Annotated in this window: 13 protein-coding genes; 12 read left to right on the forward strand and 1 reads right to left on the reverse strand. The window is 59.4% G+C overall.

Features of this window, described 5'->3' with window-relative positions; translation table 11 throughout:
• Nucleotides 1-376: 376 nt before the first annotated feature.
• The 8 genes from B5F89_RS09550 to B5F89_RS09585 all read left to right on the forward strand — a co-directional run bounded on the left by B5F89_RS09550 (nucleotide 377) and on the right by B5F89_RS09585 (nucleotide 8,250).
• Nucleotides 377-1,078: a hypothetical protein gene (locus B5F89_RS09550; RefSeq protein ID WP_087431558.1), complete on the forward strand. Its 702-nt coding sequence runs from the start codon at nucleotides 377-379 to the stop codon at nucleotides 1,076-1,078.
• A gap of 5 nt (nucleotides 1,079-1,083) precedes the next feature.
• On the forward strand, nucleotides 1,084-1,398 hold the full coding sequence (locus tag B5F89_RS09555) for a LytTR family DNA-binding domain-containing protein (RefSeq protein ID WP_143758367.1): 315 nt from the start codon (nucleotides 1,084-1,086) through the stop codon (nucleotides 1,396-1,398).
• Between the two features lie 415 nt (nucleotides 1,399-1,813).
• Nucleotides 1,814-2,593 (forward strand): DUF559 domain-containing protein, encoded by a 780-nt coding sequence (locus B5F89_RS09560; protein WP_158098465.1) that lies wholly within the window; start codon nucleotides 1,814-1,816, stop codon nucleotides 2,591-2,593.
• A 490-nt stretch (nucleotides 2,594-3,083) separates the two neighbouring features.
• Nucleotides 3,084-3,458, forward strand: coding sequence for a 30S ribosomal protein S12 (gene rpsL / locus B5F89_RS09565; protein WP_087205201.1), 375 nt, complete (start codon nucleotides 3,084-3,086; stop codon nucleotides 3,456-3,458).
• Nucleotides 3,459-3,542: 84 nt separating this feature from the next.
• Nucleotides 3,543-4,016, forward strand: coding sequence for a 30S ribosomal protein S7 (rpsG, locus tag B5F89_RS09570; protein ID WP_087431561.1), 474 nt, complete (start codon nucleotides 3,543-3,545; stop codon nucleotides 4,014-4,016).
• Nucleotides 4,017-4,037: 21 nt separating this feature from the next.
• A complete protein-coding gene (gene fusA / locus B5F89_RS09575; protein WP_087431562.1) occupies nucleotides 4,038-6,161 on the forward strand; it encodes an elongation factor G in 2,124 nt (707 codons plus the stop codon).
• 60 nt (nucleotides 6,162-6,221) lie between these two features.
• Complete coding sequence (gene rpsJ / locus B5F89_RS09580) at nucleotides 6,222-6,530, forward strand: 30S ribosomal protein S10 (RefSeq protein WP_087431563.1); 309 nt, start codon at nucleotides 6,222-6,224, stop codon at nucleotides 6,528-6,530.
• Nucleotides 6,531-6,822: 292 nt separating this feature from the next.
• The gene (locus B5F89_RS09585) at nucleotides 6,823-8,250 is read left to right on the forward strand and encodes a hypothetical protein (RefSeq protein WP_143758369.1); all 1,428 of its coding nucleotides are present in this window, start codon (nucleotides 6,823-6,825) and stop codon (nucleotides 8,248-8,250) included.
• A gap of 165 nt (nucleotides 8,251-8,415) precedes the next feature.
• Here the strand turns inward: B5F89_RS09585 and B5F89_RS09590 are convergent, their stop codons facing one another.
• A complete protein-coding gene (locus B5F89_RS09590) occupies nucleotides 8,416-9,423 on the reverse strand; it encodes a hypothetical protein (protein WP_087431565.1) in 1,008 nt (335 codons plus the stop codon).
• Nucleotides 9,424-9,737: 314 nt separating this feature from the next.
• Here B5F89_RS09590 and rplC point away from each other — a divergent pair, with 314 nt between their 5' ends.
• From rplC to rplB, 4 genes are all read left to right on the forward strand, one after another.
• The gene (rplC, locus tag B5F89_RS09595; protein ID WP_087431566.1) at nucleotides 9,738-10,358 is read left to right on the forward strand and encodes a 50S ribosomal protein L3; all 621 of its coding nucleotides are present in this window, start codon (nucleotides 9,738-9,740) and stop codon (nucleotides 10,356-10,358) included.
• Between the two features lie 49 nt (nucleotides 10,359-10,407).
• Nucleotides 10,408-11,034, forward strand: coding sequence for a 50S ribosomal protein L4 (gene rplD, locus B5F89_RS09600; RefSeq protein WP_087431567.1), 627 nt, complete (start codon nucleotides 10,408-10,410; stop codon nucleotides 11,032-11,034).
• The gene (rplW, locus tag B5F89_RS09605) at nucleotides 11,035-11,322 is read left to right on the forward strand and encodes a 50S ribosomal protein L23 (protein ID WP_087205195.1); all 288 of its coding nucleotides are present in this window, start codon (nucleotides 11,035-11,037) and stop codon (nucleotides 11,320-11,322) included.
• Between the two features lie 170 nt (nucleotides 11,323-11,492).
• Nucleotides 11,493-12,323 (forward strand): 50S ribosomal protein L2, encoded by an 831-nt coding sequence (rplB, locus tag B5F89_RS09610; protein ID WP_087431568.1) that lies wholly within the window; start codon nucleotides 11,493-11,495, stop codon nucleotides 12,321-12,323.
• The last annotated feature ends 13 nt before the right edge of the window (nucleotides 12,324-12,336 follow it).

Genomic DNA, 12,336 nt, shown 5'->3' on the forward strand with positions numbered 1-12,336 from the left:
GGAAGAACCGCAGGTGGAGCGCCTGCAAAAACCGAAGTAATGAACCCGAGGCCGCGAAAAGCGCCGAATCGCGCATTACCGGGTTCATTACTTCGGTTTTCGCCTGAAATGCAGACGCGGGTTCATTACTTCGGTTTTCGTCTGAAACGCCGGAACGGGCTCAGGCAATACAGCCAGCGCGCTTTGCCTGCCTTGCGGTCGGCGGCCCTGTCTACGGCGCCGGTTATCGGCAGGGTTCTATACCCGCAGAGAGCTCGTCCGCACCGAGCGTCTCGTCGTTCGTGCCAAGGTCGGTTTGAGTCGAGTTTAACCCGGCTATACTCAGGTCGAACGCTCGGCCGGGCAGCGACGTGCATGCGATAGAGGGGGAGGAGCGGTGAAGACCTTTACCATAGGAAAGACGCGTTCGAGGACAACGATCGCCCTTGTGTGCGTGGGCACGCTCGCGGCGGCAATCGCCATGGCCATCGGCTGTGCGGGCGGTGCCGCGCCTGTATATCTAGCGGAGTTTCCCCCTGTGGTTCGCTCGGCATGCGGCGGAGTTCTAGTGTTTATGCTCGGGCTTCTCGCTCTTTCGAGCATAGTAACGTCGAGCAGCTACTGGCGCCTCACAGAGTCCGAGATCTGCTGCCGCTCGTTGAGCGTCAGCTCCGATTGGCCGCGTTACACCTACGACCTGCTGCGCGGCAGGGAGCCCGAGGTGGATATCCGTATCGCCACGGCAGACGTGGAGCGGATTCGCTTGAGTTGGAAGGGCCAGGTGGTTGCGACGCCGTGGACGCGCGGCATCCCCATGGTCGTGTATCCCTTAACGGTGGCGATGACACTTTCCGATGGAGCCCGCGTTGAGTTTTATAACCTCGAGCGAGACGTCGAGACGCTTGCTGGCGCGCTTCGTTACCTTGTAAACAAGTGCGGGGTGACGCTCGAAGATCCGGATGACATGCTTTCCCATATGCCTGGTGGGCCGCTGTCAGCCGAAGGACTCGGTGACTATCTGGATCGACTCTACTACGGGAAAAGCAGTGTGGCGCGCCACAAAACTCCTGGCTCACATAATCAGGGCGAGGGGCGGTGAATGCTATGGCGCAGAAACATCTGACGGTGCAAAGCGGTAACGCCCTCATCTGCTTGCCACTAGAGAGCATCCGCTATCTCGAATCCCGCCGGCATTACCTTATCGTGCATGCCCGTTGCGGCACCTTCCGCATCCGGGGGAAAATATCAGAATACGCCGAGCGCTTGGTGTGCGCGGGGTTTGTTCGGACCCATCGTTGCTATCTGGTCAGAATAGCGTCAGATGTCAAGATTCGCACTGTGGAGGTGGAGCTCGCAGACGGTACGCGCATTCCGGTGGGAAGGAGTTATCGAGAGACATTGCTGCAGGTAAACAGCTAAACAATAACTTTGAATCGATGTATCAGAGGATCCGCTGAAACCAACTAAAACGCTCAGAGTGAAACGCTTCAATTCTGAACTGATCGTTTGCCGACCAATAGTTCTGAGTTGCAGCACGTTTTCTAACCGCGCGGTCAGATCGGTACACAGCGATTGGTAAGATTGCGACGAAGAATCTCAGATTGTCGAAATCGGCTGGTAGCAGGTGGTGCACGATGGGTTCATGACGCTGATTCTCTCACATGCCACGGCTCTTCTGTACCACCGCCTTCCGCGGCCCTCGAAGCTGCCGCTCGCTTTCCCCGACAGGCCCAGCCCGCTCAGAAGCGGCGCTCCGGAGGCGGGGGAGGTCGAGCGTGCCCGTGAGCTCCTTGTCGAGTGGGGAGCCCCGCGCGATCAGGTTGAGGTGATCGACGTGCTCGTCTCAGAACCTCGTGAGCGCAGGCGTGCGCCGGGTATCCGCTGCCACGTGTGTTCGGTCACGCTTCCTGCGCACGCGCTATGGCGTGTCGATGCGGGCATCTATGTAGCTGATCCGCGACTCTGCGCGCTGGAAGCGGCGCAGTGCATGAATAAGTTGGAACTCGTTGAACTGTACTACGAGCTGTGCGGGGCGTATGCGCTGCCGTTGCAAGAGGACGGACAGTACCGCGAGCGCGCGCCATTGACCTGCGTAAAGGAATTGGAAGACTTCATTTGCGTCATGGGCGGGGAGCGCGGAGTGCAGAAAGCGCGCGCGGCGGTGCGCTATACGCGTGACGGAGCGCGAAGTCCCATGGAAAGCGCGGCGACTATGACGATTGTGCTCCCCAAGCGCGACGGCGGATTGGGAGTCCGGGGAGTTGAGATGGATCGGGAGGTTTTCGTCACAGGGGCCGCAAAGCGCATGACGAGGTACGCGAGGTTCTATGCCGATGCGTATATCGCGTGCGCAAAGTTGCTCATCGAATACATGGGAATGAGGCACGAAGAGGAGCGTCGGCAGGCAGAGGATAGCGAACGTGACCACGCTCTCGACGCGATGGGGTATCACGTGGTCCGCATCTGGCGATGGGCGTTTTTCGACAAAGAGGGCTATCGGCGCATTTTGAAGAGCATCTGTGCGAGCGTCGGCCTTAGCGATTCACGCTTTGATGAGGGTTTTCCCGAGCGGCAGGAGGCGCTTCGCAGGTTTGTGCTGCGCCGGTGGCTATAGCTCGACGACGATTATCGGATCAGCCCGTTCCACGCAAGAAGCGGAGTGGTGAACTCGTATGGGCGCTCCCGGCGAAAACCGAAGTAGTGAACCCGCTCCGGCGTTTCAGGCGAAAACCGAAGTAATGAACCCGGTAATGCGCGATTCGGCGCTTTTCGCGGCCTCGGGTTCATTACTTCGGTTTTTGCAGGCGCTCCACCTGCGGTTCTTCCACCGCGCTATCCTCGGGTTCATTACCGGGTTCATTACTTCGATTCTTGCCGGATGCGCGGCAGCAAGCGAAGCACGCGTGAACAAACGGTGGGTAGGATACTGTGGAGATTCCGCGAAATCAAGCCGAATTATGGAGACGCCCGGTTCCGTGGTCTGTTGACAGGGATTCTCGCGCGCGTACAATTTCTTCTTGCTGTTTCGTGGGTGGATGCTGACGCCCCGGGGCTAGCCGTTGCACCTTTTATTCAATAGCTGGAGTATTGAGAAGGAGTTAGCTTTGCCTACTATCAACCAGCTGGTCCTCAAGGGCCGCAAGTCCAAGCCCGCGAAGTCCAAGAACGCGGCGCTGCAGCACAACCCGCAGAAGCGTGGCGTGTGCACCCGCGTGTTCACCACCTCCCCCAAGAAGCCGAACTCGGCCCTGCGTAAGGTCGCCCGTGTGCGCCTCGTCAACGGCATCGAGGTTACGGCCTACATCCCGGGTGAGGGCCACAACCTTCAGGAGCACTCCATCGTCGCCATCCGCGGCGGCCGCGTGCGTGACCTCCCTGGTGTCCGCTACAAGATCATCCGCGGTGCTTACGACTGCGCTCCGGTGAACAACCGTAAGCAGTCCCGCTCCCGCTACGGCGCGAAGCGTCCGAAGAACTAACGTATACGACACCCACGCTTTTAGCCGGGCCGCGTCCATAGGGGCGCAGAGCTAATTTGCCCGGTATTACGTAAGGAGATTTTCATGCCGCGTCGTGCATCTAAGACTCAGCGTCGCGAGATTCAGCCTGATGCTGTCTACAACAATCGTCTCGTGACTCAGCTCATCAACAAGGTCCTCCTCGACGGTAAGAAGTCCGTTGCCGAGCGCGTCGTCTATGGCGCTTTCGACATCGTGGCTGCTAAGTCCGAGGGCGACCCGCTGGCCGTCTTCAAGAAGGCCATGGAGAACGTCAAGCCCACGCTCGAGGTCAAGCCCAAGCGTGTCGGTGGCGCCACCTATCAGGTGCCTATGGAGGTCAACTCCCGTCGCTCCACTCAGCTCGCCATCCGTTGGATCGTCAACTTCTCGCGTGCCCGCAAGGAGAAGACGATGGCCGAGCGCCTCGCCAACGAGATCCTCGACGCCTCCAACGGCGTTGGCGCTTCCGTGAAGAAGCGTGAGGACGTCTTCAAGATGGCCGAGGCCAACCGCGCGTTCTCGCACTATCGCTGGTAATTCAGGGAAGGGTAACTACTCATGGCTAAGGCTAAGTACAAGCTTTCCGAGACCCGCAATATCGGCATCATGGCCCACATCGATGCCGGTAAGACCACCACGACCGAGCGCATCCTCTACTACACCGGTAAGACCCACAAGATCGGTGAGGTTCACGAGGGCGCTGCCACCATGGACTGGATGGTCCAGGAGCAGGAGCGCGGCGTGACCATCACCTCTGCTGCTACCACGTGCTTCTGGCACAAGGGCGGCAAGGTCGGCGAGGGTCCCGCGTACCGCATCCAGATCATCGACACCCCGGGCCACGTGGACTTCACGGCCGAGGTCGAGCGTTCGCTCCGCGTCCTCGACGGCGCCGTTGCCGTCTTTGACGCCGTTGCCGGCGTGCAGCCCCAGTCCGAGACCGTGTGGCGACAGGCCCGCAACTTCAACGTTCCGCGTATCGCCTTCATCAACAAGTACGACCGCGTGGGCGCCGACTTCTGGCACGCCATCGACACCATGAAGGAGCGTCTGAACGCCAACGCTGTGGCCATCCAGGTCCCGATGGGCGCCGAGGACAACTTCTGGGGCGTCATCGACCTCGTCACCATGACCGCATGGGACTTCAAGGCCGATGACAAGGGCATGACCTACCCCGAGCCGATGGACGAGATCCCGGCTGAGTTCGCCGACATCGCCGCTGAGAAGCGCGAGGAGCTCCTCGACGCCGCTTCCAACTACGATGACGAGCTCATGGAGATGATCCTCGAGGAGGCCGAGATTCCGGTCGAGAAGCTCAAGGCCGCTATCCGCGCCGGCGTTCTCGCCAACGAGCTCAACCCCGTCCTCGTGGGCTCCGCCTACAAGAACAAGGGCGTGCAGGAGCTCCTCGACGCTGTTGTCGACTACCTCCCGAGCCCGCTCGACGTTCCCCCGGTGGAGGGCACCAACCCCAAGACCGGCGAGGCCGACACCCGCAAGGCTTCCAACGACGAGCCCTTCTCCGCGCTCGCCTTCAAGATCGCCACGGATCCGTTCGTCGGTAAGCTCACGTTCTTCCGCGTGTACTCCGGTCACGTGGACGCCGGCTCCTACGTCGTGAACGCCACCAACGGCCAGCGCGAGCGCTTCGGTCGCATCCTCGAGATGAACGCCAACGACCGTATCGACGTTGACGGCGCCTCCACCGGCGACATCCTCGCTGCTGTGGGCCTCAAGAACACCACCACCGGTGACACCCTGTGCGCCGAGGGCCACGAGATCATCCTCGAGTCCATGGAGTTCCCCGACCCGGTTATCGACGTCGCCGTGGAGCCCAAGACCAAGGCCGAGCAGGACAAGATGTCCATGGCGCTTGCCAAGCTCGCCGAGGAGGACCCGACTTTCCAGGTTCGCACCGACCACGAGACCGGTCAGACCATCATCGCCGGCATGGGCGAGCTGCACCTCGAGATCATCGTCGACCGTCTTCTGCGCGAGTTCAAGGTCGAGGCCAACGTCGGTAAGCCGCAGGTTGCCTATCGTGAGGCTCCGGGTCACGACGTCGAGCGTGCCGAGGGCAAGTTCGTGCGTCAGTCCGGCGGTCGCGGCCAGTACGGCCACGCCGTCATCAAGCTCGAGAAGATGGAGGAGGGCTTCGGCTACGAGTTCGTCAACGCTATCGTCGGCGGTGTCGTGCCGAAGGAGTACATCCCCTCGATCGACAAGGGCATCCAGGAGGCGCTCGAGACCGGCGTCATCGCGGGCTACCCCGTTGTCGACGTCAAGGTGACCCTTTTCGACGGTTCCTACCACGAGGTCGACTCCTCCGAGGCCGCCTTCAAGATCGCCGGTTCCATGGCGATCAAGGACGCCCTCAAGAAGTCCGACCCGATCCTGCTCGAGCCGATGATGGCCGTTGAGGTCGAGACCCCCGAGCAGTACATGGGCGACGTCATGGGCAACCTGTCCGGCCGTCGCGGCAAGATCGAGGGCATGGACGACCGCTCCGGCAACAAGGTCATCCGCGCCAAGGTGCCGCTGGGCGAGATGTTCGGCTATGCTACCGACCTTCGCTCCCAGACCCAGGGCCGCGCGAGCTACACCATGCAGTTCGACTGCTACGAGCCCGCGCCCAAGTCGATTACCGACGAGGTCATCGCCAAGGCCGGCGGCAACGCGTAAGGCCACTCGCACTATAGGAACCGCCGCGAGGACGCCTCGCGCACACATTGGAGGTACCAATTGCCTAGCCAGAAGATCAGGATTCGCCTCAAGGGCTACGATCACGAGGTCGTTGATCAGTCCGCGAAGCTCATCGTCGACACCGCTCAGAAGACCGGTGCCCGCGTGTCCGGCCCCATCCCCCTGCCCACCGAGCGCAACCTCTACACGGTCATCCGCTCGCCGCACAAGGACAAGGACTCCCGCGAGCAGTTTGAGATGCGCACCCATAAGCGCCTCATCGACATCCTCGACCCCACCTCGGGTACCGTCGACTCGCTTATGCGTCTCGACCTCCCCGCGGGCGTGGACATCGACATCAAGCTCTAAGCTTTAGTCGATAGATCACATACGCATCGAGGAGCCCCTCGGTTTGCACGCAGAGATACGCTTCGCGAAATCTCTGCTTAGCAAACCGAGGGGCTCTTGCTATGTGTCTGCCGTTTAGGGGTCGATTTGTGCCGTTCGGGTGTCGTCTCGCATGCAGTTGTTACGTCCAAGAACCCATTTATTCCATTCCGCGCGTTTTCGCTTGCATCGGGGGGCTTCAGGTTCAAAATGAGCTGGTCTGTATATGTCGCTTCATGCCAAGGCATAGGGCGACAAGGGAATATGGGGGAGCATGATGCGTTTATCGCTGTTTTCGCGAGGCGTCGTCGCTGTTGCGCTCGGCGTTGCTTTGGTAGTGCCAACGGCTGCGTTCGCTGATGATGCCGTGCCCGTGGCATCGGCTTCCGCCGGTGTGGCTCAGTCTGGTGGCGCCGCAGGAGAAGTGACCTATGGGGTCAAAGTTGTCACCATGGTTGATGGGGTACGTTTCGGCGAGAACACCGCAGCCTTTACGGGGAGTTTGGGTACAACCACCGTTTCCGAGATGCTGACGTCTCCTCAATTCCCGAAGATAGGCGAGATTGCAACAAGGGTTAGCAGCGACGACCCTGTCGAGCATGCGCAAATTTGCCGGAGTGTTGTCGCTAAGAACTCCCAGGGTTCCATCTCTGGCGATTACGTACTGACTGCCAGCGACTTCACCGTTGAGTCGACTAACAATGGCGTTACTTACACCTGCATCGAGGTCACGGTGAGAGTCGAAACCTATGCTGCCGAAGCTTCCTCGGTCGTTCAGCTTTATGGTCAGGTCAAGAGTGCGGACGAATGGTTCAACTCTGCTAATTTTGACGAGTCCAATTGGACTGCCGATAGCATTCAGTCGGCGCGGAATGCGCTTGATCAGGCGAAGGTGGTTTTAGATAACATTAAGTCCACCACGGATGATGTTAACGCTGCGTACGACCAGCTTGTTGCGGCGATGCGCGGTGTTGAGCCTTCATATCCGGACACTCCGGTCGATCCTGATAACCCTGACAACCCTGTCCCCTCGGTTGATCAGGTGGTTATCGAGCCTGCCGCGTCTTCAACGGTCAAGGGCCTGCAGGCCGTCATGTATGGTACTGAGGAAGCCATTGTCGAGTTCATGACGAGCACGAACTCCACTTCGCTTTCCATAAAGGTGTCCGACACGGTGTTCGATGAGGAGACCGAGGACTTCATCGTTAAGGTTGGTCGCGAGAACGACTTCAAGGTTGCTGGTACCTATGATATCGAGCTGATCAACAGCGAGGGTAACGTCGTCCCGGTGAGCGGAAGCGAAGGTCTTACGTTCAACGTCGGCATCCCGCTGACTGATGCCATGGTCGCTGAGATTGATGCTGGCCGCGAGCTCATGGTGTGCTACATCCCCGAGGACGGATCCTATCTCGAAGGTCTAGCCTGTTGGGTTGAGGGTGATTGCATCTGGTTCAGCACGAACCACTTCAGCACGTATGCCGTGATTTCCTATGATCCGAATGGCACGGGTACGGGTGAGGCGCCTGAGGAGGAGAAGCCTCAGACTGAGAACAAGGACAACAAGACCGATCAGAAAGATCAAAAGCAGGATGGGGCCATTCCGCAGACGGGCGACGTCGCGTTCATGACGGTTCTCGGCACCACCGCCGTCGCCGGCGTCTCGTTTGCCGCCGCCGCGATTGCGCGTCGTAGGGAGCACTAATATCCCAGTGCGTCACAAGCGCTTGAGCTACACCATATAGCCTCGTTCACACGAGATGGGCCAGGACCCCTCCAGCCGATTGAAACGGCTGGAGGGGTCCTGCTGCTATATGGGAATCAAGAGGGCGGGAAAAGAACAATGCACAAAACGCCTTCGTCGAAGGGGTTACTCCCATGTCTTTTGGGCAAGCGCTTCGGCAATTTCCGCGGTGTCTTTTGGCAGATTCGTGCAGCCGAGAATCTCGTCCAGCTTGAAGACGCGACCTCCGATACAGCCGCCTGCCGTGGTCTTCCTGAAATCCGTCGGATAAAACTGCTCAACGAAATAGAGACGCGTATCGACATCGCAGTGGCCAAATTCGGCTTTCGCATCTTGAATGACTTTCCGGCATCGCGTTTTCCAGTCGGCAGGCAGCTCCCCTTGCTCAAGCTGAATCTCGTCCGTGTCTATCCTGTAAATGGCGGTTCCCAATAGACGCCCTATGGCTTGAACCGACTTGTTGCGATAGAGCCCAAGGTAAGCGAAGGGACGGATGTGCGTGCTCTCCTTGCAGTAGTAGATGCGGTTGGAAACATTGCGCTCGAAGGTCACTCCCGCAAGCTGCATGCGCATGAGGTTGCTTCCGGTTGAGTGGGGAATCAGATCATCATGGGCGCAGAAATCCCGAAAGTCTTCCAAAACGTCTTGCATCTCATAATCATGCTCTGAAATGGACTGCTCGATGGCGTCCGCTATATCCAAAAAGGTCGTGTTGACATGAACAATGCCCTTATTGGTAGAGCGATTGTAAGCGCCGAGGATATTTGAAAATGTATTGAGCTGGTCGGGATTCATGGGTGTTGGAGCAAGGGTTATCAGGACCTTCGTCGCCTCATCCTTAAACGCGTGGAGATGCCTTTCCAGCTGAGCAATGCTGAAAGTTCCGGTACGCTTCGTCTCGATGAGCAATTTGAAGTCTGCTTGGGTGATCGAGGCATCGGGAACGCTCTCTTCGGCTACATCTTGAATGGTGAAAGCCGGTTCCGGTTCAAAATAGTCGAGCTGGATAAGCGATCGTAGCGTTCGGTAGAACGCATCGGGCGAATGTTGGTAAAGGCGAGAGAGAAGTAGCATCGTATTTGCTGTCGCGATGTTTTCCTTTTGGTGATAACGCTGGAAATAGTGAACTCTCACATGAACCTCCCGAGGCTTAGAATGGTTAGTCTCACTCACCTCATAGTAGCAACGGGCGATGTGCGGATGCTTCGTCTGACCTGCAAATTCCTTTATGAAGACAGTATGAACACGCCCGGAGGCGTGTATACTAATCAATCGTGCCTTCATAGGGAGGATTCTGCCGATTCAAAGTGCCTGCTTAAATGGGTTGCGCGGGCGCCGAGTGAGGAGAACCGCAAACTATGGGACACGCTCGTAAGGAGTGGTCCGCTGGGGGTGAGCGCAAGGGGCGCCCACATGGTCCCAAGACCACAGAGGGTTAGGATCATTGAATGATCAGCATGATTCTCGGCCGTAAGATCGGGATGACCCAGGTGTGGGATGACGACGATAACGTCGTGCCCGTCACCGTCATCCAGGCAGGCCCCTGCGCCGTCTCGCAGGTTAAAACTCAGGCGACCGACGGCTACGATGCCGTCCAGATCGGTTTCGGCAACATCAAGGCCAAGCGCGTGAACAAGCCCATGAAGGGCCACTTCGACAAGGCCGGCGTCGAGCCCGTTCGCTACCTCCGCGAGGTCCGCGTCGAGAACGGCGAGGAGCACAAGGTCGGCGAGACCGTCACTGTCGCTGACTTTGCCGATGTCGCCAAGGTCGACGTTATCGGTACCTCCAAGGGTAAGGGTTTCCAGGGTCGCATCAAGCGCTGGGGTCAGCGCCGCGGTCCTATGACCCATGGTTCGCACTTCAAGCGTCACCCCGGCTCTATCGGCCAGTGCGCCTACCCCGCGCGCGTCCTCAAGGGCGTTAAGATGGCCGGTCACATGGGTAACGAGCGCGTGACCGTGAAGAACCTCTCCGTTGTCCGCATCGATGCCGAGCAGAACCTCATGCTCGTCAAGGGCGCTGTCCCTGGCGGCAAGAACGCTCTGGTCGCCATCCGTATGGCGTAAACGCTATCGACAGTACGTAAGCCACGTCATACCAAGGAGAACACAGAAAATGGCTAAGTTTGAAGTCAAGAACAGCGAGGGCAAGAAGGTCGCCGAGGCCGAGCTCTCCGCTGAGGTGTACGGCATCGAGCCGAACATCCACGTCATGCATCACATCGTGAAGTGCCAGCAGGCCTGCTGGCGCGCCGGTACCCAGTCGGCCAAGGGCCGCTCTGAGGTCTCCGGTGGCGGCAAGAAGCCTTGGCGCCAGAAGGGCACCGGTCGTGCTCGTCAGGGCTCCATCCGTGCCGCCCAGTGGCGTCACGGTGGCGTCGTCTTCGCCCCCAAGCCCCGTTCCTACGCCAAGCGTATGAACAACAAAGAGGTCAAGCTCGCTATGCGCTCCGCGCTCTCCGCGAAGGTCCGCGACAACGAGCTCGTGCTCGTCGACGACTACGGCTTCGAGAAGCCGTCCACCAAGGCCGCCGTCGCGCTCCTCAAGAACCTCGGCCTCGAGGGCAAGCGTCTTACGATCATCGTTCGCGAGGACGATATCAACGCCTACCTGTCCTTCCGCAACATCCCGCGTACGTTCATCATCACGCCGGATGAGGCCAACACCTACGACATCCTCAACAACGGCGCCATCCTCATGCCCGCCGACGTTGCCGCTCACTTTGGGGAGGTGCTTGCTTAAATGGACGCCCACAGCATCATCATCCGCCCCATCGTTTCTGAGCGCTCTTACGATCTGATGGAGCAGAACAAGTACACGTTCGAGGTCGCTCGCGGCGCGAACAAGTACCAGATCAAGGACGCCATCGAGGAGCTCTTCTCGGTGAAGGTCGAGTCTGTCAACACCATCAACGTGAAGCCGAAGAAGAAGCGCGTGCGCTACATCGCCGGCTATACGCGTCAGTGGAAGAAGGCCGTTGTCACCCTCAAAGAGGGCGAGACGATCGAGATCTTCGGCAACCAGGCCTAGAAGATCGCTTGTAAGGTTCTCAGCCTCCCGAAAGGGAGGCAGAGAGTTGAGGTTCCGGGCACATAACATAGAGCCGCCCGGTACCGTGGTAATCCGGTGTCACCGCACCCCGGGGGAAACCCCGAATCCCTGATGCGGTGGCGAGCGGATAGAGATGAAAGGGATAGGTAATGGCTGTAAAGCACCTTAAGCCGACCAGCGCGGGCCGCCGCTGGCAGACGATCTCTGACTTTGCCGAGATCACCTGCACCACGCCCGAGAAGTCGCTTCTCGAGCCGCTGCCCAAGAAGGCCGGCCGCAACAACAACGGCCGCATCACTGTGCGTCATCAGGGTGGTGGCGTGAAGCGCCGCTACCGTCGCATCGATTTCAAGCGCAACAAGGACGGCGTGCCGGCCAAGGTCGCTACTATCGAGTACGACCCCAACCGCTCCGCCCGCATCGCCCTGCTCCACTATGTGGACGGCGAGAAGCGCTACATCCTCGCCCCCAAGGGCCTGACCGTGGGCGACACCGTCGTCTCCGGCGAGGGCGCCGACATCAAGCCGGGTAACGCCCTTCCGCTTTCCGAGATCCCCGTGGGTACGCTCATCCACGCGATCGAGTTCCAGCCCGGCAAGGGCGCTGCCATCGCCCGTTCGGCCGGCACCGCCTGCCAGCTCATGGGCAAGGAGGGCAAGTACGCCATCCTTCGTATGCCGAGCTCCGAGATGCGCCGCGTGCTCATCACCTGCCGCGCCACCGTGGGTGAGGTCGGCAACGCCGATCACGCCAACATCGTCATCGGCAAGGCCGGTCGTAAGCGCCACATGAACGTGCGCCCGACGGTCCGTGGTACGGTCATGAACCCGGTCGACCACCCGCACGGCGGTGGCGAGGGCAAGAACCACACCTCTGGTCGTCCCTCTGTTACCCCGTGGGGCAAGCCGACGAAGGGCTATCGTACGCGCAAGAAGAAGAAGACGTCGAATAGCCTCATCATCCGTCGTCGCAAGAAGTAGTCGATACCGAGAA

Source organism: Collinsella sp. An307 (assembly GCF_002161805.1).
Lineage (GTDB): Bacteria > Actinomycetota > Coriobacteriia > Coriobacteriales > Coriobacteriaceae > Coprousia.